The 21,227-nt window shown below is 33.0% G+C and carries 22 protein-coding genes and 2 pseudogenes; 3 read left to right on the forward strand and 21 right to left on the reverse strand.

The window, feature by feature from the left end; genetic code table 11:
• Positions 1–6: 6 nt before the first annotated feature.
• The 9 genes from WMO37_RS05065 to WMO37_RS05105 all read right to left on the reverse strand — a co-directional run bounded on the left by WMO37_RS05065 (position 7) and on the right by WMO37_RS05105 (position 7,563).
• A complete protein-coding gene (locus WMO37_RS05065; protein WP_349154442.1) occupies positions 7–1,404 on the reverse strand; it encodes a glycosyltransferase family 4 protein in 1,398 nt (465 codons plus the stop codon).
• 12 nt (positions 1,405–1,416) lie between these two features.
• Positions 1,417–2,475, reverse strand: a complete 1,059-nt coding sequence (locus WMO37_RS05070) for an FkbM family methyltransferase (RefSeq protein ID WP_349154443.1) — start codon at positions 2,473–2,475, stop codon at positions 1,417–1,419.
• Between the two features lie 297 nt (positions 2,476–2,772).
• Positions 2,773–2,994 (reverse strand): IS66 family insertion sequence element accessory protein TnpA, encoded by a 222-nt coding sequence (gene tnpA / locus WMO37_RS05075; RefSeq protein ID WP_349154444.1) that lies wholly within the window; start codon positions 2,992–2,994, stop codon positions 2,773–2,775.
• A gap of 286 nt (positions 2,995–3,280) precedes the next feature.
• Positions 3,281–4,429, reverse strand: a complete 1,149-nt coding sequence (locus WMO37_RS05080) for a glycosyltransferase (RefSeq protein ID WP_349154445.1) — start codon at positions 4,427–4,429, stop codon at positions 3,281–3,283.
• 16 nt (positions 4,430–4,445) lie between these two features.
• On the reverse strand, positions 4,446–5,213 hold the full coding sequence (locus WMO37_RS05085; RefSeq protein WP_349154528.1) for a radical SAM protein: 768 nt from the start codon (positions 5,211–5,213) through the stop codon (positions 4,446–4,448).
• Complete coding sequence (locus WMO37_RS05090; RefSeq protein WP_349154446.1) at positions 5,200–5,454, reverse strand: hypothetical protein; 255 nt, start codon at positions 5,452–5,454, stop codon at positions 5,200–5,202. The genes WMO37_RS05085 and WMO37_RS05090 overlap by 14 nt, the downstream gene beginning before the upstream one ends.
• Positions 5,455–5,456: 2 nt before the next feature.
• Complete coding sequence (locus WMO37_RS05095) at positions 5,457–6,683, reverse strand: glycosyltransferase family 2 protein (protein WP_349154447.1); 1,227 nt, start codon at positions 6,681–6,683, stop codon at positions 5,457–5,459.
• 230 nt (positions 6,684–6,913) lie between these two features.
• Entirely contained in the window at positions 6,914–7,210 is a 297-nt protein-coding gene (locus tag WMO37_RS05100) for a hypothetical protein (protein ID WP_349154448.1), read from the reverse strand.
• Positions 7,211–7,266: 56 nt separating this feature from the next.
• Positions 7,267–7,563, reverse strand: a complete 297-nt coding sequence (locus tag WMO37_RS05105) for a hypothetical protein (RefSeq protein ID WP_436970258.1) — start codon at positions 7,561–7,563, stop codon at positions 7,267–7,269.
• A gap of 343 nt (positions 7,564–7,906) precedes the next feature.
• On the opposite strand from WMO37_RS05105, the pseudogene istA reads away from it, so the two are divergent.
• Positions 7,907–9,445 (forward strand): annotated as a pseudogene (gene istA / locus WMO37_RS05110) (IS21 family transposase).
• Between the two features lie 6 nt (positions 9,446–9,451).
• Positions 9,452–9,967 (forward strand): annotated as a pseudogene (locus WMO37_RS05115) (ATP-binding protein); the annotation flags it as partial.
• A 105-nt stretch (positions 9,968–10,072) separates the two neighbouring features.
• Here the strand turns inward: WMO37_RS05115 and WMO37_RS05120 are convergent.
• The 6 genes from WMO37_RS05120 to WMO37_RS05145 all read right to left on the reverse strand — a co-directional run bounded on the left by WMO37_RS05120 (position 10,073) and on the right by WMO37_RS05145 (position 16,182).
• Positions 10,073–10,717 (reverse strand): transposase, encoded by a 645-nt coding sequence (locus WMO37_RS05120; protein ID WP_349154450.1) that lies wholly within the window; start codon positions 10,715–10,717, stop codon positions 10,073–10,075.
• 159 nt (positions 10,718–10,876) lie between these two features.
• Entirely contained in the window at positions 10,877–11,977 is a 1,101-nt protein-coding gene (locus WMO37_RS05125) for a glycosyltransferase (protein WP_349154451.1), read from the reverse strand.
• 2 nt (positions 11,978–11,979) lie between these two features.
• Positions 11,980–13,083, reverse strand: a complete 1,104-nt coding sequence (gene wecB, locus WMO37_RS05130; RefSeq protein WP_349154452.1) for a non-hydrolyzing UDP-N-acetylglucosamine 2-epimerase — start codon at positions 13,081–13,083, stop codon at positions 11,980–11,982.
• Positions 13,084–13,172: 89 nt separating this feature from the next.
• A complete protein-coding gene (locus tag WMO37_RS05135; protein ID WP_349154453.1) occupies positions 13,173–14,213 on the reverse strand; it encodes a hypothetical protein in 1,041 nt (346 codons plus the stop codon).
• A 29-nt stretch (positions 14,214–14,242) separates the two neighbouring features.
• The gene (locus tag WMO37_RS05140; protein ID WP_349154454.1) at positions 14,243–15,175 is read right to left on the reverse strand and encodes a 4Fe-4S cluster-binding domain-containing protein; all 933 of its coding nucleotides are present in this window, start codon (positions 15,173–15,175) and stop codon (positions 14,243–14,245) included.
• 14 nt (positions 15,176–15,189) lie between these two features.
• Positions 15,190–16,182 (reverse strand): polysaccharide pyruvyl transferase family protein, encoded by a 993-nt coding sequence (locus WMO37_RS05145; protein ID WP_349154455.1) that lies wholly within the window; start codon positions 16,180–16,182, stop codon positions 15,190–15,192.
• Positions 16,183–16,522: 340 nt separating this feature from the next.
• Between WMO37_RS05145 and WMO37_RS05150 the strand changes: the two genes are divergently transcribed.
• Positions 16,523–17,590 carry an FkbM family methyltransferase gene (locus WMO37_RS05150; RefSeq protein ID WP_349154456.1) on the forward strand — a complete coding sequence of 356 codons (1,068 nt, stop codon included), beginning with the start codon at positions 16,523–16,525 and terminating at the stop codon, positions 17,588–17,590.
• Between the two features lie 257 nt (positions 17,591–17,847).
• Here WMO37_RS05150 and WMO37_RS05155 read toward each other — a convergent pair whose 3' ends face one another.
• From WMO37_RS05155 to WMO37_RS05180, 6 genes are all read right to left on the reverse strand, one after another.
• Positions 17,848–19,065: an IS256 family transposase gene (locus tag WMO37_RS05155; protein ID WP_349154529.1), complete on the reverse strand. Its 1,218-nt coding sequence runs from the start codon at positions 19,063–19,065 to the stop codon at positions 17,848–17,850.
• 236 nt (positions 19,066–19,301) lie between these two features.
• Positions 19,302–20,015: a hypothetical protein gene (locus WMO37_RS05160; RefSeq protein ID WP_349154457.1), complete on the reverse strand. Its 714-nt coding sequence runs from the start codon at positions 20,013–20,015 to the stop codon at positions 19,302–19,304.
• 96 nt (positions 20,016–20,111) lie between these two features.
• Entirely contained in the window at positions 20,112–20,300 is a 189-nt protein-coding gene (locus WMO37_RS05165; protein WP_349154458.1) for an RluB protein, read from the reverse strand.
• A 45-nt stretch (positions 20,301–20,345) separates the two neighbouring features.
• Positions 20,346–20,540 (reverse strand): hypothetical protein, encoded by a 195-nt coding sequence (locus tag WMO37_RS05170; protein WP_349154459.1) that lies wholly within the window; start codon positions 20,538–20,540, stop codon positions 20,346–20,348.
• 90 nt (positions 20,541–20,630) lie between these two features.
• Complete coding sequence (locus WMO37_RS05175) at positions 20,631–20,933, reverse strand: DUF3990 domain-containing protein (RefSeq protein WP_349154460.1); 303 nt, start codon at positions 20,931–20,933, stop codon at positions 20,631–20,633.
• Positions 20,930–21,148 carry a DUF3791 domain-containing protein gene (locus tag WMO37_RS05180; RefSeq protein ID WP_081019526.1) on the reverse strand — a complete coding sequence of 73 codons (219 nt, stop codon included), beginning with the start codon at positions 21,146–21,148 and terminating at the stop codon, positions 20,930–20,932. The genes WMO37_RS05175 and WMO37_RS05180 overlap by 4 nt, the downstream gene beginning before the upstream one ends.
• Positions 21,149–21,227 lie beyond the last annotated feature (79 nt).

The following is a 21,227-nucleotide window of genomic DNA, read 5'->3' on the forward strand; positions in this document are numbered from 1 at the left end:
CACCCACTATAATAAATCATTTACTGTACCTATCAGCGCTTCTTCAAAAACTCTCATTGAAAAAATTTTTTCATACACGTTTCTCGCCTTTTTCCCCATTTCGCCCAGTCGCTCCGGCTGTCTGATACACATTTCCAGCTGATGTGACAATCCTTTTATATCTTCGTTTCGGAAAACCATTCCATTTTTACCGTCTGTTAAATAAGCTGCCGTTCCCGTCGCATCTGATATAAGACACGGAACCGAATTCATCATTGCTTCTGCTGCAACTGTCGGCATTGGGTCTTGTCTTGACGGACATACCAGCACATCTGCCTTGTTTAAAATTTCATCTATCTGTCTGCGATTGACCGTACCCGTGATAATGACCTCTGGTATTGTCTGAATTTTGTGTTTTATTTGCTGTGCCATAACCGACGAATCCTGACCCACAAAATAAAATACCGCTTTTTTCCTTATTTCTTCCGGTAATAGCAATATTGCCTGCAATAATAAATCCTGCCCTTTTCTTGATTCAATATATCCTATTGTTACAAAGCAGACTCTATCATCATATTTTATCAGATTCTTATGGACGTCCGCTGTATCTTCTACACCATAGACCAGCCAATTCACTGACAAATCCGGTACAATTGTGTGTATAGCCTGTTCTGGCACCGAACCTACAGATAAAACTGTAAGATTCGTTTTATCCATCTGCCTCAGGCACTGCTTATCCACTCCATCATAAAAGAATAAAGAATCATGCAGCCACCAGACTGCCGGTATTGTGCAATCCCTCTCCGATAAAAACACATAGAAATTAATAGTACTGCAAAAAATAAGTGAAAAATGGTTTATCCATTCATTCTCTTTCATGGTTTCAAGCTGAAGGTTCACATCCACCACTACAGAAATCCCTCTGTCCAATAAAATTTTCTTTAACGGACCATCTAACATTGAACCAAATACAACCTGATAGCCATGCTGTATTAAAATCTCAGCCGCATGATAAAGTGCTATTGCCGGCCCCCCAAGTGTCATATCCTGTGATAAAAGCAGGATTTTTTTCTTTGTTATATCCGGTGCAAATATGATCTGTTTTGCATCACCATAGTACTGTACCGGCTTTTTTAATCGATGAATATCCAATATCTTATGCAAGTCATAGAAATGATATATTTTATTTTCTTCTACTCCAAGTTCCAGCAGTTGCTGTTTCATGGGCTTCACATAAAAGCTCAGAATAATAATCACATCATATTCCAGTTTCACACCTTCCTGCGGTGATAGTACCCGGATATTGTCTAATACTGTGTTTTGTTTTTCAACTGCATTATCCAGTAATGCCACAACATCTGCTGATTCAAACCATTTTTTATATCGGTTGTAGTAATCTCCCGTGCCAAAAAGCAAGTATTTCATATTCGTTCACCTTTATATTACAGCATATAAAACCATTTCATTATCTGCATTGCTATAACTTCTAAGATAAAATTTATATTCCGGTACTAATTCTTTGATATAAACAGGCAACGTTATAACATCTTCAGGCTTATGATAAATACATATTGCCATCTTTGGTTTATCTCTTTGAATAATCTTTTTTGCCCCCTTTAAAGATTCAAGTTCTGCCCCTTCTACATCCATTTTAATAAATGTAATTTTATCATTTTTATCTACAATATCATCAATTGCAGCTGTCTTGATAATCGTTTTACCATTTCCGATATGAGAACAGCCATCCGCCGTTGAATCAAAGCAAAGTTCTGTTGCGCTACTCCATGTTCCATATGGCAATACTACGGTTTTGGGAAGTTTCTCTTTTTCCTTTTCCGATTTTATCAGACACTTCTGATAATTGCTTGCATCGGGTTCAAATGCATATGCTTTTGTCAGCCCTATACATTTTTTCTTAAATTCAATTGTCGTTCCCAAATCAAAACTTCCGGCATCTATAAATATTTCTCTCTCTGAATAATTCAAAAACTCTTCATTAAAATATTCATCACCAGTTCCACATTTAAAATAAGACCTAATATCAATTATTTCATCTTTTCTTATTCCATTATCTAATAAATATTTTTCAACTTCTTGAACATATTTCGTTGTACATATAACAACAGCTTTATCATCACACATATCTATCAGATTTTGCGGGCTAATTACACTGTAACCAAAAAACCCCTCTTGTTGTCTTTCACTATTCATGTCACAAAACACAAAATTTAAAGACGATTCCGCCAAATATGGTAACAGCCTTTCTGCAAAAGTACCCGCTCCATAAAAAACTATTTTCCTATCTCTTGGCAAAATATCAAGGAACTCCTTTTCATCTCTGCTATTCCAAACAGGAAATTCCGGATGCGAAAGTTCTACAATTTTTTCAATATACTCGTGCTTACCTGTCATCAACCAGTTTACACGAAGTCTATAAAGTTCCTTTGACAATTCATCTGAAAACATATTATATATCTGGTTTAATTTATTAATCATACGTTCCTCTTTTCAATACATTTTGAAGTTAATATCACACATATCTTCATTTGACTTCTTAGATAATCATTATATAACTTTATTCCTTTTTCTATACTAATTGGAGTTTTCAGCCATAGTTGTTGTATTCTTTTATTGTTCAGAATTATACTTTTAGTATCAGCCTTTCTTCCTTATATATTATCCGTGGAGTATACCCCATCGATTTTACAATATTAATAATTTGATTTTGTGAAATTCCTCTACCAGAACTCACATTAAAAGTATCCTGCTTTCCTGAATATTGCATTATACATTCTAGCATTTCACATACATCATCTCCACAAATGTAGCTACCTGTCTTTCAAAAGTATCAATACATGTTTCTTTAAGCTTTTTCTGCCAGTAGTAATACTGGTCTTTTGATATGTTGTTTATCTCAAGCCACTGAAGTATCTTCATGCCGCTTGAACGGCATTCTTTTATTATGGCTGCCCACTTTTTAAGATTGTGCTGTGTTTCCAGCTCTTTAGCATTCAATAATTATAACCTCCTGAAAAATTTGTGATAGTTGTACGAATTGTACAATTCGTTAAAATCGTACAACTTGTGCAACTGGATTATTACTGTTATAACAAATTTTTCAGGGTATTTACAGGTACATGGGTTAGAGTGTTTACATTCAAACCATTTTTTATATCGGTTGTAGTAATCTCCTGTGCCAAAAAGCAAGTATTTCATATTCTCATATTCGTTCACCTTTATATTACAGCATATAAAACCATTTCATTGTCTGCATTACTATGTATTTTATAAATATATTTTGTTACAAAAGAACTATCTTATCATTATCTACTCCCCAATTACATAAATCATTTTTAACATTTTCTGATGTTTGTTTTGAATCTATTGCTACAATTACCGCATCATAATCCAAATCTTCTATGTATTCAGGACTATGTATCTTATATTTATCATAAATCTGAGGATTTTTATCAATCCATCCCACGACCTTACAATAGTCCAATTTTTGCAACTGCCTATAAAATGTCTGTCCTACCCTGCCTGCACCATATAATATAATATTGCTTCCCTGTGGTACTCTATTAAAAGGAAACATATAATCTTCTTCAAATGCAAGATCACCATACCTTATTTTACCTAATCGCACAGAAGCAATATAAAAATAATCTAATTGTTTAATAAGTTGTTCCTTATACTGCGATATACTAAAAACATCTCTAAGATATGAATATAACTTATAGACTTTATCATAATAATAACAATCGGAAATATACCCCGGTAAAACATTATTCTTGCGTTGTCTGTGAAAATAGTAGCATCTTCCAATAATAGCAATATTTTGTGCATTCAACACCATTGGATATATCACAGCCGCATCTTCACCATAATGAATCTTTAAATCTTTTATAGCTTTTATCTGTGCAATAAATAATTCTCTTTTAATTATTTTGGAACATATACTTGGATCAAGACCATACGATGATTTATACCATAACATCTTAGGAATTATCTCTTTAATCATCTTATTTTTTTCATATAATCCTGCTTTAAATATCCCATTATCATTACGCATATCATTTTCACTATGATATCTAATAATTCCAAAATCAATAATATCTGCCTTCCCCAGATATCCTGATTTTACAATATCACTATAAAGTTCAGTTTTAATCCAGTCATCACCATCAACAAACGAAATATACTGTGTCCTTAATGCATTTGCTCCATTTAACCTTGCTACTATTGGGCCCTGATTGCTTTGATGTATCACTTTTACTCTTTTATCATACTTTGCAATCCGATCACATATCTCAGGACTGTTATCTGTTGAACCATCATCCACAATAACAATATCCAAATTATCATACTCCTGATTCAGAATACTATTTACACACTCCTCAACATAATCTTGAAGATTGTATACTGTAACAACCACTCCGATCGTATGCATATTATCCTCTTTTCCTTTATAAACTCAGTTGCTCTGCTACCGGAATAATATATTTACGAGCATCTGCCCCATGACAATACTTACACATATCCAAATAACCTTTTTCAGAATATCCATATGTATACTCTAAAATCTGTCTTTTATAATCCTTTTCACTCAGGCTATCAAAGTCAAGATAATCATCTTTTCCGACATTTTTATGTAAATTATCTGCTACTGAACGTGCCATAACACAATAATATAATTTACTGCCTCGTATTTCCCTGCAAGGTGTTTTACAATTATCAAATATACTTATCAACTGTTCTGGATTATCGCCATTATCCACATATTCAAAACCATAAACCATCCAATGCCCGTGTTCTGGTGTGATATCGTATTCCACACCAAAATCCTCAAGTGTTTTAATTAGAACTTCATATTGTTTTTTTAATCTTTTTATTTGTTCAGAATAATTCGATATTCTTATCAAAACATGATATTTTTTACACATTTCCAACACATCACGCTTTGGTGTTATTGTTCCATTTGTTGTTATACTAAAAATATTGATTTGATTTCTGTATTTTTTCCCAATATATTCGATTATATCCGGTAACTTCTTATATAAAAAAGGTTCCCCTCCTATCAATACAAACTCATTGATTAAATCGACTTTTTCAAAAAAACTATCTGCACTTTTATATGCCATTTCTATACTCATATCTTCAAGCATATTATCCGCAGCATAACATGCATGTGCACATTTTTTACATCTTAGTGTACATCTTTCAGTTAGAACAATTTGACATAACTTTCAGATATTCTTTAAATGTTATAACTTTCTGACTGCAAAATCCATCTCTTTGTTTTCTATTATCATTATCTATAAATGCCGAAAACTGATTCTTACATTTAAGTTTTTCATAAAGCAATTTTCCAAGTTTTCCAGCTCCATAAATATAAAATTTACTTCTTCCATTAAACTCTAATAGTAATTTATTTGCTATCTCATCTAATTCATGTTCCTTATTTATTAACTTCATTTTCAACCTCTTTTCTGACATATTGAAGGCTTTATAATATTTTTATATCCTCTATTTCGCAATTCTATTTCTATTTCAGATTGAAATTTTGTATCTGTTCCAATTATAAATATGGCATCATTATTTTCATTGAGTTCATTTATCTCATCAACTCTTATACCTGCTAACGTTTGATGATTTCTTTTTTTATTTGTAACAACAATATTATGAATTTTCACATTATTCTGATGTAAATAATCATATAAAATAGTTGCCATTTTACCAGCCCCATATATAATATTTTTTTCATTATATCGCAATTTATCTATAATGTCTTTTGATAGATAAATAACTTCATCACATTTACCTAAGAAAATTTTTTGTATTATTTTTTCTTTACGATTGCCAAACATATTGCATTCATTTATTTCATTTTCATAATGTTCATACTGTTTGTATATATCATATATTCTTTTGATATATTTCCCTATTATTTCATTTTCATCATCCGAAAAACTCTCATCATTTAGCCAGTAAGCACACATATTCATAATACATACTTTTAACGAACCCGATGTCTTATCTCTTTGTGACCACATAATTGAATCTTCTCTCTGTCGATATATATATAGTGAAGTGTTAATATCTATCACTGTATTCGCTTTCATCGCAGCAAGAAAATAAAACAAGACATCCTCATGAATAATTCCTTCATGAAATTGTAAATGATTATTTATAACAAATTCTCTCTTTATAAACTGTCTTACCGATTCCGTTTTATGATTATTGTTTTTTTCATATAAACAAAACAACTGTCTTCCAGTATATTGACCAACATAATCAATATTACTTTCTTCATGTCTTATTAAGAATTTATCCGTATCATTTAGGAATTCCATATTAAAATATACAATATCTGCATCACTTTTTTTTGCATTATTATACAACTTCTTACATGCACCTTTTACAAGCATATCATCGGAATCTACAAATTGTAAATACTCTCCCCTTGCTGCTTTTATTCCAGAATTTCTTGCTGCTGATAACCCCTTATTAGTAGTATGCCTTATAATCTTTATATTGCTATATTTTCGTGCATACTCTTTTAGTATACTCATAGAATTATCCTCAGAACAATCTTCAATACATATAATTTCATAATCAGACATATCCTGTGAAACTAAACTTTCCAAACACTCTGCCAAATATTGTTCCACATTGTATACTGGTACTATAATCGAAATTTTCATATACACAATTTCCTTATTTTATCTCATTAATATCTCTCTATTAAACCACAGTGGATAAATAATCTTTTTATATTTTTTCCCTGCCAAACTAGAAAGTATTTCTTGTTCTTTAAGTTGACTTATCCAAACAATTATAATAGTCTTTTCTTATTTATATGGATATTCAGATAATGTAATTACTCCCCTGTGATTTTCGTCTTTCTTTGTAATAACTTTAAAATACTCAGCATCTAGTTTTTTAACATCTTTTCAATACAAAAAAAATATTTCCCTGTTCCTAAAATAACAATATTAAATTTTTTTGCACTATCATATAAAAGATTTTTCACTTCTTCACATTCTCCACACATACTTCGATATACCCGAATTATCTCAGTTCCTAAATATCCATAACTTTCGACATATTTCAATACTTCGTTTCTTTTATTTATATCAAGTTCCATAATATTTTCTATTATACTATATAGATACATTTTATGCCACACCAAGTTTTCAAATTTTCTACTTGAGGGAATTTCATAATTCATTTTCAATCCTTGTGGATAACTGAATTATGACACCTCCATTTCATATGGTATTTTATTTATGCTACGTTGGATTTTTCCTTGCTGGCTGCATCTGATAATCTTGATGCAATAAGGGCAATACAAGATAAATCCATAAAGACTTTTGCCCTTGCCATTTTTGCAACCCAGATGTTATCAAGGTTGTAATTATTTTTTAAATCTCCGAACATACGCTCTACACTGGTCCGTTGATTGTATAGTTTTTCAAATGCTTTTGTTTCTCTGAATGGTACAGTGATAAACCTTGGATTATCTTTGATTTTTACTTTACCAACATATCCGCTTGATGAAGAACTACACCACGAGGAACCCATCGGGCAATCACACTTCCCACATGCATGTGGACATAGAATTTTGATTGTTCCATTATCATTGCCGCCATAAACATAGGCATAATTCATGGGACAGACTAACTGACCATTCCAGTTGATTCCTTCTGGTGGAATCTTAGTATTTCTCCAGTTTATAGGGATAATCGTCTGACCATGATACTGAATAATCCGAGGTGAAATCCATCACCTGTCCGGTGTATGGAAATCGCAGTTCCACTTTATCGGAAATCGCGATTCCGTTAAAAAGGAAATCATTTTGTTCCCAAATCCTTATAATGAAGATATGCACCCTATGGTGTAAATTCATTACAAGGAGGTCACGATTATGACCAAATACCGAGAAATCATCCGGCTTACCGGATTGGGCTTCTCTCAGCGTAACATCATGGCAAGCTGTGGTGTTGCTCAGAAAACTGTAGTCAAAGTTCAAAAACGTGCCAGAGAATTAAATATTTCTTGGCCACTTGATGAATCTATGACGGATACTGGACTTCAAAACCTCATGTTTTCTAAAGAAAGTTCAGTATCGCAAAACAAGCGTATGCCAGACTACGACTACATCCACAAGGAGCTGCTCCGTAACGGAGTCAGTAAAAAGCTCCTGTGGACTGAATACATGGAGGACTGCCGTGCCAACGGCGATGAACCGCTCATGTATTCTCAATTCTGCTATCATATCCAGCAGGATGAGCAGAAACGACGTGCTACCATGCACATCAATCGCAAACCCGGTGAGCAGGTTGAAGTTGACTGGGCAGGGGATCCTGCAACAATCATCGACCCGGATACCAGTGAAATCTTAAAGGCTTACATATTCGTAGGTGTAATGACTTACAGCCAGTATGCGTATGTAGAAGCCTTTCTGGATATGAAGCAGAAATCATGGATCACTGCTCATGTCCATATGTACGAGTTCTTTGGCGGTGTTGCCAGAATCCTTGTACCAGATAACTGCAAGACAGCAGTTGTTCACAATGGTGGTTGGAAAGATCAGCAGATCAATGAAACTTATCAGGAAATGGCTGAACACTATGGCACAGCTATCATCCCTGCCCGTGTCAGGACACCAAAGGATAAGCCGAATGCTGAAGGAACAGTAGGAAATATTTCTACCTGGATAACAGCAGCACTCCGAAAGGAACAGTTCTTTTCTCTTGCCGAATTAAACCGTGCAATCAGAGAAAAACTGGAACAATTCAATCGAAGACTCTTTCAAAAGAAAGAGGGCAGCCGGTTGGACTTATTCCTTGAAGATGAAAAGCCGTTACTTTCGCCATTACCTGCTACCCGCTTTGAACTGAGTGACTGAAAGACAGCCACCGTCCAGTTCAATTATCACATATCTGTGGATGGAATGCTATACTCAGTTCCATATGAATACATCAAAAAGAAAGTTGATGTAAAGGTAACAGATACCACCATTGAAATTTTTTACAACCATAACCGCATTGCTTCCCACCGCCGTCTGAAAGGACGCCCCGGGCAGTACAGCACCATTACGGAACATATGCCGGAAGACCACCGGAAATATCTGGAGTGGAATGGCGACCGCTTCCGCAAATGGGCTGAGCGGATTGGCATAAATACGTACACAGTGGTCAATGCAATACTGACCTCCAAACGTGTGGAACAACAAACTTATCGGAGCTGCATGGGACTTTTGAAGCTTACTGATAAATACTCAGAAGCTTCGCTTGAAGCCGCTTGTAAAAAAACATTATCCTATACAGCTTCGCCCAGTTACAAGAGTATCAAAAACATCCTTGTAACTGGTTCTGTAAAAACGGAGCCAGAATCATCTGGATCCAAGACCACACATAAAGCACACGGCATCACAAGAGGTGCCGACTACTATCGGAGGTAATCACATATGACAAATCAGAGTACAATAGATAAACTTATTGAAATGCGCCTTACCACAATGGCAGATGCATTCCGTAACCAGCTTGACGATCCGAAATTCAAGGAAGTTCCTTTTGAAGACCGCTTTGGAATGCTGGTAGATATCGAATACAGCAACCGCAAGAATAACCGCCAGAAGCGTCTTATCCGCAGCGCCGGATTCGATCAGCCGGAAGCAAGTATCATGGATATCAACTATACTTCCGGGCGCAAGCTGAACAAGGATCTGATAAACAGACTTGCCACCTGCGAATATATATCTGAACACCGGAATCTTTTTATTACCGGTGCAACAGGCTGTGGTAAAACATACATGGCATGTGCATTCGGCATGGAAGCCTGCAAGCAGTATTACAACACCAGGTATGTCCGTATGCCAGACTTACTCATGGATCTGGATATTGCACGAACTGAAGGAAACTACCGTAAAGTTATGGCAAAATATTCCAATCCGGTACTTCTCATTCTGGATGAATGGATGCTTCAGATACTTATGATAAACACTGGAATATAGCTTAGGTTTATCATAACCGGCATCCATCATGTAATATTTTGGAGTAAGTCCATTTTTATAGTCATCCATCATCTTTTAAATCAGCTTTTCAGCAACATCCACATCTGCAATGTTTGCAGGAGTGATGATATAAGAGATTGGAAGACCGCTGTAAGTGTCAACCAGAGCATGCATTTTCCATCCAAACCATTTGATAAAGTTTCCATTTGTATCAAGTTTGCCACCCCAGTTGGGGAATGTCGAATCATCAATTGGAATCTTTGATTTGGGAACAGCATGTTCATAGGATGTAAGCTTACTGGCATCAATTGCAACATTAGTGCCATCTATAAGTCCAAGTTTTCTGGCTTTGCAGACCATCCTGCGGAATGTACGCTCTAAGATATCTGTACCAGATAACAATGTGATAAAACGGTTTAAAGTAGCAGAACTTGGTGTATTTTCGATATAATCGTAACCAAGACTGCGTCTTAGAACCGGGTCAGATTTAAGACGCATAACTAATGCCTTTATATCTGATAATTGCTCTATTTGCATAGCAATTAGAGTATTAAACAATTGCTTTTTGGAATAACCCTTTGGACCTCTTTTATGGGAATCATAAGGGAATACTTCTTCAAAAAGCAAGTAATCAATAAAACTTAAAATAGATTCAAGTTTAGTAAGAGGTTTAATTTCATAAAATTGGTCTAAAGTAATTAGTGATTGTTGACGATACATAATTTGCAATTTATCTCCTTTCGATGTGGATCTTTTTGTCAAAATATATATCGTATCTGGGTAAGTTGTTTTTTATATGCCTTGAAATATCAGTAAAATCAAGGGCTATAAATTATGAAATTCTCTCAAATATTTTATTATGTTAAAGCACTATATATATTATAGTAAAACATTATTTTCAAATACAATCACAGTACACTTTTTTATATCATTTAAAATTAATGTTTTCAAAAAAGAATATACATTTTTCGGACTAGATGCAACTAATATCTGATGTGTGTGTGTTAGTTCTGTTAATTGAGATATCGAAAAAATTTTTTTATCATGCAAATATAAACCATACTTATTCTGATCCACATAGTAATCTATTATATTTGAATATTTCTGATATACTTTCTCCCCATAATTACCAGCGCCATATACAACTGCTCTTTTATCATTAAGCATACCACAATCTATTTTCAATTCTGGAACAACACTATAAAACAATGCTATAATGTCATTATTTAACATATCTCCTTCTTTAAATTCATAAAACAATTCACACAGCAAATCTTTTCTTTGTTTTAACTTTTCAATTATTTGTAATAAATGCTCTTTTCTTAATTCAAGCAACTTTTTATGAATATCCTGTTTTCGTTGCATTGTCAGACTTGCTTCGTGAGTTCTGTAATAATATAAAATATTCTCTATATATCCTATCTCACCATACTTAAATAGAACCCTTAACCAATAATCATAATCTTCCACCAAAAATTTGGACTCACTATAATTTCCAACCGTTTCTAAAACACATTTTTTATATAAAAAGCAGGCCCCTACACAATTATTTACATACATCATATCCTTATCATATTTACCAGCATTATATAAAAATTCACCATTTTCATTAATAATACTATACCTGGCGCATACCATAACTTTATCTGAATTATCATTTAGATACTGTTCCATGTTATATAATGCATCTGGTAAATACATATTATCATCTGATGTCCATGTCAAATACATGCCTTTTGCATATTTAAATCCAATATTTAATGATGCTGGTAATTTTTTATTGACATCATTATGAATAACTTTTATCCTTAAATCTTGCTTTTCGTATTTACGAATAATGTCGAGTGTATTATCTGATGAGCAATCATCTACTATAATAAGTTCCCAGTCTTGAAATGTCTGTTCAATAATACTTTCAATAGCTTCTCCTATATACTGTTGTCCATTATACGTTGGTAATATAATTGATATTTTTGGCATATTTATTTCCCTTTTAAATATTCTTTTATAATCTCTACAATTCTTTTGGAAGCATATCCATCTCCATACGGATTTGTTGCATGACTCATACGAGAATATTCCTCTTTATCTGTCAATAATCTTTCTATTTCACAATATACTTGTTCCGTCCTTGTTCCAACAACCTTAAGTGTCCCTGCCATTACTCCTTCTTGTCTTTCCGTAGAATCTCTTAGAACTAAAACGGGTTTTCCTAGTGATGGTGCCTCTTCTTGTATTCCTCCACTATCAGTAAGTATAAAATAACTTTTGTTCATTAAATTATGAAAATCATATACATCTAAAGGTTCTATTAATCTTACTTTGCTATTATTACCAAAATATTTTTGAGCAATTTGCCTAACTTTTGGATTTTTATGTACTGGATATATCACCCTCACGTCTGAATATTTGTCCAAAATTTTATTGACTGCTTCAAATATTCTTTCCATGGGAACACCTATATTTTCACGTCTATGTGCTGTTAATAAAATCATTTTATGATTTTCACACCACTCTATGTTTGTATTATAATAGCTTGTTTCCACAGTAATATTTAACGCATCAATGGCAGTATTACCTGTCACAAAAATTTGAGATTGTTTTTTATGTTCATTCAATAACTGTTCTTTAGCATACTCTGTCGGAGCAAAAAATAAATCAGTAATCATATCAACACATTGTCTATTAAATTCCTCTGGATATGGAGATTGTACATTATATGTTCTTAAACCAGCTTCTACATGTCCTACTGGAATATGGTGATAAAATGCTGATAATGCTGCTGCAAAGGAAGTTGATGTATCACCATGAACAAGCACCATATCAGGTTTTTCATTTTCTAGGACTTGTCCCAATTGCATTAATACATTACACGTTATATCTGTTAATGATTGATTTTTTTTCATAATGCGCAAATTATAATTTACTTTTATTTTAAACCGTTCTATTACCTGATTTAGCATTTCTTCATGCTGTCCTGTAAGACAAACAATACTTTCTATTTCCGTTTGTTTCTCAAGTTCTTTTATAACCGGACACATCTTTATTGCCTCTGGTCTTGTCCCGAAAACTGATAATAATTTCATCTTATTAATTTCAAATGATAATTAAAAATTTAATTATCATCCACCCCTTTCTTTTAGCATTGCCTTTCGATATAATTTAAATCAGTTGTCTAATTACACAATACACATTTCAAAAAGCAATCTAAATTTAACACTTTCCCTTCATCTAAAACATCAAATCCAGATTCTTTCAAATCCGTATTTTGGGCAATATCTAATCTAATTTTTTCCAATTCTTTATCATAATCACATTCTAATAATATAATTCCATCCTTTATAGAATATAAAGTATTATTGAAAATAAAATACAAACTTGATTGATACTCAAACGCAAATTGAATAATATACTGCTCTTTACTATTTTCATTTTGAAATACGTCCGTATTAATAATATTATGATTATCTAAATACAATATTTGTAATTTTTCTCCCATTTTATTATTACCCACTATGTATTGATCCGTTTGCCACGAATTCAATTTCATAGGATAAAATATATTTTGGGGCTGCAAATTTTCTGCCTTAATATTCCATGTATAAATCATGCTATTTTTTTGATTAATGACATACACTAATTCCTTTTTTCCACCAATTATCTGAAATTCATCCGTATTCTTACTTAAATAAAAATAATTCATTTTCAAATTATCAAAATCCAATTGGCACAATATATTGGATTTATATTGAATTAAATATATCATATTTTTATATTTATAATATCCATGGCAATATCCTCTTTTGCTCATTTCATTATTTATAGGTACTTTCTCAAAAACATTATTAACTGTATTATACCTATAAGTATCCGATTTTCTTGTTGAAAACATATAGATATAATCGCCATATATAACTCCTCTCGTCAAACCACAGCTGTTTTGCGCAATACAATACGATTCAAAAGTATTATTTTTCAAATTATATATATTCATATATCTACTTTCAAGTGGGAGAAAATATATTTTACTTCCAACTTTAAGAGCCTCACCATAGTGCATTCTTCTCTTTAATCCATTTTCATTTGGGAACTCTCCTATATACTCTATTTTTTTTGATTTTAAACTCATTTTGAATAAGCCATTAAAATCACTTGCAGAAAACCAAACATCATCATCTGATACACAGCCACTCTCAAATATTAATGGGAATCTCATTTTTTATATTTTCTCCTGTAATCTAATTTTTAAAACTCAAAATCTATATACTTCTGTTCTATTGTTTTCCTATATTTTTCGTTTCTTTCAACATATCTTAAAAGACTATTTATACTTGAATAATCGTTATCGCATCTAAAAGGATATGATACTAAAGACGGACAGCATTTAGAGCAGTACGAATATTCATTATCTGGTTTTAATTCTCCACGAAAGATATTTCCATATGACCTATCTGATATACAACTTGAAAAATTGCCATTAAAATCGACCGTAAACATTTTTTGTCCTGCTGTACACAGTCTTTCTTCTTTATGTTGGTTTCTTAACCACTCCCATTCTTCTGGCGATACAAATTGAAGAATAAATTTTTTATATTCCTCATACTTTTCATATTTAGGATTATTTGCATACGCAAAGTCACCCGCTACATTAACAAACACTCCTATTTCAGCAAACTTATCAATTAAATCTTTTACCGTCATTCCGTAATCATTTTTAAGATGTTCAATATTGTATTTACTTGCTACAAAATTAACCATACCTACCATATCTAACTTTTTCAGAATTTTAACCTTATTAAATTCTTGCTCTAACGTATGATATTGCATATGATAAGAACAATTAAGTTTAATCTTGTCACTTGCACATCGTTCAGCAATTTTCTCTGCAAAAAAAACATTTGTGTCTATTCTAAAACCTGATATAATATTATCTACTTCTGTACATTTTTTTATAAAATCATATGTTTCCTCAATACAAAATGGTTCTCCTCCCCATAAGTACAATTCTATATCATATTTATTAAATTGTTTTATGGCCTGAACCCACTCGTCTACTGAATACCTATCAAACATTGTTGCACTATTCTTTTTCAAGCTATTATCTTCAAAACAATATTCACATCTAAAATTACATCTCATTGTCGGTACAAATCTAAACATTACGGTTTCTCTTTTCATTTTAATTATACTCCTTACGCATTATTAATTGTTTCTAATATCTTTTCTAACATTTTTTTTGCCTGTTTCTTCATTTTTCTAGTATTAGCATAAAGTTGTTCTTGCTCAACTAGTAAATTTTTTCTTAACAGTTCTATTTTTGCGGGTAACAAATCAATTTCGTTCGTATTCAATACATACTTTTCTAATCCTAATTGACTACTTAATTCTTTAATTTTATTACAATAAGCAATTGGAATTGCAGGAATGCCATTGGCTGCTGCAACTAGTATAACATGATATCTCATAGCTACTAAAAATTCACACTTTACTATCTGATCAAATACTTTTTGTTCTTCATAAAAGCATTTTTCTAGCCCTTTAAGTTCTATTCCTGACTCATCCGGAATAAAACACGATATCCTTTCTTTTTTGCATATACATTCTAACTTTTTCCAATCTATATCTGTTTGTATATCCAAATATGGTACATCTCTCACATTTATGCCAATTTTTTTTTCCATTTTAATTTTATTAAAATATATTCTTTCATTTGCCCACACAACATCTGTACTACCAACCACAATTTTTTTTCCACAAATTGAATTTAAACGTTTAGCAGAATATGCATCTCTTGTAAAAAAAAATTTTGCATTTTCTACCCAAAATGCAATTTCACCACTATATCTACTATAATCAAATCTTCCTACACTTAGTCCTATAACTCCATATGGAACCTTTAACATATCAAAATCTTCTTTAAAATACCTTATAACATTAGGTACATATCGTTCTATTATCCCTCCTCCCGCAAATAACAAAAAATCATACTTATTTGCTTTTTGCATAATCTCACTACATGGTCTTCCCACATCAATAAAATCACATAAAATATTGCTATTATTACAATACTCGCTTACAGTTTTATAAATAAGAACATCTCCAAAATTGCCGCCAACTGTATACCATAGCAATAAAACCTTTTTCATTTGTCTATTCTTTTCAATTTTTGTTTGAATATTTTCCATACTGAACTTGCTATTCCAATCTAGATTTTCATAAATTTTTCTTTATATTATTAAAAAGCCACCCGTATCTCATTATCCGGATGGCTATATACCTTTTCTATATTTTTTTCATGCCTCCATGCACAATCAAGACTCATCCTAAATCCTGTTCTAATTATATAGATTATATCGGACGAAATCAGAAAAAATTAACCCTTGTGGGAATTTCATCGGCACAATTGCATAATTTTATATTTATCCTTATCCCAATTGAATTTATTATTTCTTTATATTATAATCAACCTATATATTATTTTATTATTAGTTACATATCTCAACAACTCTAAAGGAGAACAACCAAATGACTCATTTTTTTGACACTACACGAAATATATATCAGGCACTAAATGATGAAATTTCAAAAGAACTATTTACTGCCCGGCTGAATTATTCTGCAACCGGTGACGTAGGATATGTAAGGGATTTGCCCGCCTGTTATAAGAATTTAAATGCCGATATTCAGGCTTTTGCCAAAAAATTATATAATTCCGGGACCGCCCATCTTGTCATCTTTGGAGCTGGTGCCAATGGCAGGGATTTAGCCGGTACATTTGAAAATCTTCCGTGGTTTTGCTTTATCGATAATTATAGCCAGAATACACGTGATGAAAGAACAAACCTTCCTATTTATTCATTGGAAACATATCAAAATCAATTTGGATTAAACGGAACAAAATATGTTATTGCTGTTTATAAAAAAAGCGCCGTCCAATCCATTTACAAGCAGCTGCTGGATAGCGGTGTATCAGAGGAAAATATTTTAACCATTTCTGACTGGAGAAATAACAGTTCGCAGTATTTTGATGTATTTACACCAAATGAACATGAATCATTTGTAGACTGTGGCTGCTATGACGGCAGCACCGCTTTCCGCTTTGCCGGCTGGTGTGCTGAAGGTGGCATGACCTACGATAAAATATGGAGTTTTGAGCCCGACCCTGCCTCGTTTAAAAAATGTGATAATACACTAAGCAATCTTAAAAATTGTGAATTGCTTCCGTATGGTATATCCAATAAGCACGGTCATGTTTCTTTTATGGCCAACGGCTATGAAAATGCTAAAATTGTAAATGCAGGCAGCAATACAGACAATTTGCAGACTATTGAAGTGATTCGTTTAGATGAATTTTTAAAAGGTGAACGTGTCACATTAATTAAAATGGATATTGAAGGCGCTGAATATGATGCATTAAAGGGCGCTGAATATATTATAAAAACCCAAAAGCCCCGCCTTGCTATATCTATCTACCATGACAAAAACCACATTGTTGACATACCCGCATTACTGCTTTCATTCCGAAGCGATTATAAATTTTATATCCGACATTACAGCTTACTCAGTAATGAAACGGTATTATATGCAGAATAATAGTTCCCATAACCAGAGCTGCCGCTTTAGCAAATATATTTCATAAAGTGGCAGCTTTTCTCAGCCTGGAATGTCCGGACAGACGGTTTCCTCGATTTTGTAGAGACCGTTTCAAGTTTTGTGTAAACGTTAAAAACTGATATAAGATTTGTGAATAGTTACAAATGGGCAGAGCCGATTTTCCGGATTCTGCCCATATCTGCATTATACACGAGTTTTTTGGCATGTCAATAAAACCTGCCTAAAACAAGCTGTTTTTACAGGTTGTGTCCGATTAGACGTTCTTCAAAATAGATTTCCAGCTGGGAATGGATCTGCCCCCAGTCCTGCCTGTGTCCGGTCCATTTTTTCGTGATATCCATAGTTGCCAGATACAGCATTTTTAAAAGGCTATCATCTGACGGAAAAACTGTCTTGCTTTTGGTCACTTTCCGAAGCTGACGGTTGAATCCTTCAATGGCATTTGTGGTATAAATCAAACGTCTTACAGCTTCTGGATACTTGAAATAAGTGGACAGTGTTGCCCAGTTATCATGCCAGGATTTATAGATTTTCGGGTACTTGGAATCCCATTTATCTTTGAACAATTCTAACTCATTTAAAGCTGTTTCTTCCGTTGGAGCCGCATATACAAGCTTCAGATCAGCCATCAGTTTTTTGATATCTTTGTAGGAGACAAACTTCGTTGAATTGCGGATCTGGTGAATGATACACTGCTGAATCTCTGTTTTTGGATAAACCGCCTCGATTGCCTGTGGAAATCCATTTAAACCATCAACGCATGCAATCAGGATATCCTCAACACCTCTGTTTTTTAATCCATTCATGATAGAAAGCCAGAACTTTGCACTTTCGTTTTCCCCAACATACATTCCAAGGACATCTTTTTTTCCATTCATGTCGATACCAAGAGCAATGTAAACCGCACGTTTTACAATACGTCCTTCACTGCGGACATGATAATGGATTGCATCCATAAATACTACAGCATACACTTCTTCCAGAGGGCGTTCCTGCCATTCTTTTACAATCGGCAGGATTTTATCTGTGATCCTGCTGATTGTACTGTCAGAAATATCAATATCGTATAATTCACGCATGTGGGATTCAATGTCTCCGGTTGTCATTCCCTTGGCATACATGGAAAGTATTTTTTCTTCCATGTCCTGAGTTACGGTATTTTGATATTTTTTAATCAGCTGTGGTTCATAATCACCGTTACGATCCCTTGGAATCGCCACATCCATATCTCCATAACTGGTGTGCATGGTTTTGCTGGAATGACCGTTTCTGCTGTTGTCTGTTTCTTTGTTACGATAATCATACTTGGAATATCCTAATTCCTCATCCAGTTCTTCATCCAAAGCACCTTCCAAAAGGACAGACATCATGTCACGCATGATGCTATTTACATCGGTACCATCTTTGATGCTGATATCATTATTTTTCAGATAGTCACGCATCATTTCTCTCATTGCTGCTTTTTGTGGGCTGTCTTTTCTTCTTGCCATAAAAATAACCTCCAAACTGAGTAATTTTATCTTACATCAGTTTGGAGGTTTACACAAACTTTGGGATACTCCCATTTTGTACGTTTCTTCCCATTCCTTAAAACCTTTTTCTACACCGGGATAGGCACGGAGATTTTTTCAGGATAAACACAAATCATTCCGAACAGGAAGAGGTTGTACATGGATTATCTATTCTGGCATTAAGGCTCTTCCACCTCCATTTTTTTCATCCAATATATTTTGATTTTAATCATAATAATACTTGCTGTTGTAATTCCAATAATGGGAAGCATTATCATAAATACACTGTCTAATCTTTCTAAAAGCATTGCTTTAAAAAATTTTATTGCCATATCATCCCCTCTTTCTAATGCTTGTTCAAATATAGAGTCATCTTGAAAATATAATGCACGTTCGTTTACCGATGGCAAACTTTTTGATAATATGCTTGTAATGTATGTACCTATTGTAAAAATTGCTGCTGTTCCTCCTGATATAGTTTCATTAATCAACACCGCTACTTCACTATTTGAAATTAATGACAAAAATATCCACATAAACAAATAAATTATTGTAAATAGTACAGCCACATTTGCATGAAAACAATACTCATTCATTATTACTGCTAAGACAACGGAATAAATTAAATTATATAAAATACCTGCTATTAACCACTTTAGTACCGAATTTCTCCAACCTACTATACTTTGAAATATTGAAAGCATTACTACCAGTATTATAACAGTTATTCCCAATGCTGTATATTTAAATACCATAAAACCCACTGCAATTGCTATAAGTACAGCATATACTTTTGGTAAATATTTCTGTTTTCCCTCATACCAATTTTCAAACTTGCTAATATGCTTTTGTATAAATATAATTCCCTTAAAAAACGAATTAATTATTTTCATCCAATGTTCTCCTCATATAATATCTTTTAGATTAGGCGTTTGCGAAATACTACAATCTGCGATATGCTTTCGGTTACAAATTATATTGATTTGTCTTTACAAGTACTTTTTTAACTTGAACTCCGTCTGCTCCCCAATCTTCTCACTCACAAGCTCAAATAAATTATCACTTGTTGCAAATAAATTTTTAGAATTTCTACCTATAATCAAATATTGATTCTTATCTTCAAGTGAAATATACTTTCTTGTATCATCATTCAACAATATATCAGCATTATCAATCACGATCAGTTTTCCTGTTGTATCAGCAATAAGTTTCTTAATATCTTTTTAATAATCCTGATAATTAATGCAAACGACATCTGGATTCACCGCCATACATTCTCTCATAAATGAAAAAGAAGCAGTTTTTCCAGTTGCCGATGAACCCGTAAGAATCGTAATATTATTTGTAAAGTCAAAATTAATCACATACGAGGTATGAACCATTGAAAAATGATTCATCACAATTGGCTTACTCTTCATTATTCCACCACTCCTTCAATTCTTCATAATCCGAAATTACTCTCATTCCTCTTTCATCGGATACATTAACCACATTCATCTCAAAGGGTATCACTGCATAATGTCATATTCTTTATTTAATGGCTGTCCTTTTCTACATGCACACACAAAATCAAGCCATTTCTCATTCTCTTTTTCAAAAGATAATACCTTAAAATCATCCCATACTTCAGATAATTCATAAACATTAACTATTGCATTCTTTTCCTGTCTCATACCCTTTCGAACCGCCCATTTCTTTGCCTGATTTTCGAAAGTTGTAATATAAAATCCTCGACCAAAATCCAGATACTTTTTCGAATGTACTACGTCCGGATTTTCTATAATTTCTGTTGTTCCACGATATACAATCATACATTAACTCCTTTTTCTCTCACATAATCGGTAATATCTTCTACCAAATATTCCTTTCCCTGTGTATGAAGAACATCGTAACATTTAATAATATAGTTATCCAAAATTCCAGTTGAATTTAATATTTTATACACTTTGGCTGGAGACATCTTCCACTTATCCGCAAGACTATACAACATGAATATTGAAAAGCTCAATTCTTTTTTCTCACACATAATCACTACCAACCTTCCTGTCATATTTATATTTAGATTATAACAAGTATTTTATGTTCATACACTATATTTTTCAATT

The organism is Lachnospira intestinalis (assembly GCF_040095895.1).
GTDB classification, from domain to species: domain Bacteria; phylum Bacillota; class Clostridia; order Lachnospirales; family Lachnospiraceae; genus Lachnospira; species Lachnospira intestinalis.

Excerpts from the sequence above, each read along its gene's own strand:
- WMO37_RS05095 (WP_349154447.1), bottom strand. The coding sequence starts at position 6,683 with ATGAAAATTTCGATTATAGTACCAGTATACAATGTGGAACAATATTTG.
- WMO37_RS05170 (WP_349154459.1), bottom strand. The coding sequence starts at position 20,540 with ATGAAGAGTAAGCCAATTGTGATGAATCATTTTTCAATGGTTCATACC.
- WMO37_RS05140 (WP_349154454.1), bottom strand. The coding sequence starts at position 15,175 with ATGAAAAGAGAAACCGTAATGTTTAGATTTGTACCGACAATGAGATGT.
- WMO37_RS05150 (WP_349154456.1), top strand. The coding sequence starts at position 16,523 with ATGACTCATTTTTTTGACACTACACGAAATATATATCAGGCACTAAAT.
- WMO37_RS05135 (WP_349154453.1), bottom strand. The coding sequence starts at position 14,213 with ATGAGATTCCCATTAATATTTGAGAGTGGCTGTGTATCAGATGATGAT.
- WMO37_RS05065 (WP_349154442.1), bottom strand. The coding sequence starts at position 1,404 with ATGAAATACTTGCTTTTTGGCACGGGAGATTACTACAACCGATATAAA.
- WMO37_RS05070 (WP_349154443.1), bottom strand. The coding sequence starts at position 2,475 with ATGATTAATAAATTAAACCAGATATATAATATGTTTTCAGATGAATTG.
- WMO37_RS05180 (WP_081019526.1), bottom strand. The coding sequence starts at position 21,148 with ATGTGTGAGAAAAAAGAATTGAGCTTTTCAATATTCATGTTGTATAGT.
- WMO37_RS05160 (WP_349154457.1), bottom strand. The coding sequence starts at position 20,015 with ATGAAAATAATTAATTCGTTTTTTAAGGGAATTATATTTATACAAAAG.
- WMO37_RS05100 (WP_349154448.1), bottom strand. The coding sequence starts at position 7,210 with ATGAATTATGAAATTCCCTCAAGTAGAAAATTTGAAAACTTGGTGTGG.
- WMO37_RS05090 (WP_349154446.1), bottom strand. The coding sequence starts at position 5,454 with ATGAAGTTAATAAATAAGGAACATGAATTAGATGAGATAGCAAATAAA.
- WMO37_RS05175 (WP_349154460.1), bottom strand. The coding sequence starts at position 20,933 with ATGATTGTATATCGTGGAACAACAGAAATTATAGAAAATCCGGACGTA.
- WMO37_RS05080 (WP_349154445.1), bottom strand. The coding sequence starts at position 4,429 with ATGCATACGATCGGAGTGGTTGTTACAGTATACAATCTTCAAGATTAT.
- WMO37_RS05125 (WP_349154451.1), bottom strand. The coding sequence starts at position 11,977 with ATGCCAAAAATATCAATTATATTACCAACGTATAATGGACAACAGTAT.
- WMO37_RS05120 (WP_349154450.1), bottom strand. The coding sequence starts at position 10,717 with ATGTATCGTCAACAATCACTAATTACTTTAGACCAATTTTATGAAATT.
- WMO37_RS05145 (WP_349154455.1), bottom strand. The coding sequence starts at position 16,182 with ATGGAAAATATTCAAACAAAAATTGAAAAGAATAGACAAATGAAAAAG.
- wecB (WP_349154452.1), bottom strand. The coding sequence starts at position 13,083 with ATGAAATTATTATCAGTTTTCGGGACAAGACCAGAGGCAATAAAGATG.
- WMO37_RS05155 (WP_349154529.1), bottom strand. The coding sequence starts at position 19,065 with ATGAGAGAAATGATGCGTGACTATCTGAAAAATAATGATATCAGCATC.
- WMO37_RS05105 (WP_436970258.1), bottom strand. The coding sequence starts at position 7,563 with ATGGGTTCCTCGTGGTGTAGTTCTTCATCAAGCGGATATGTTGGTAAA.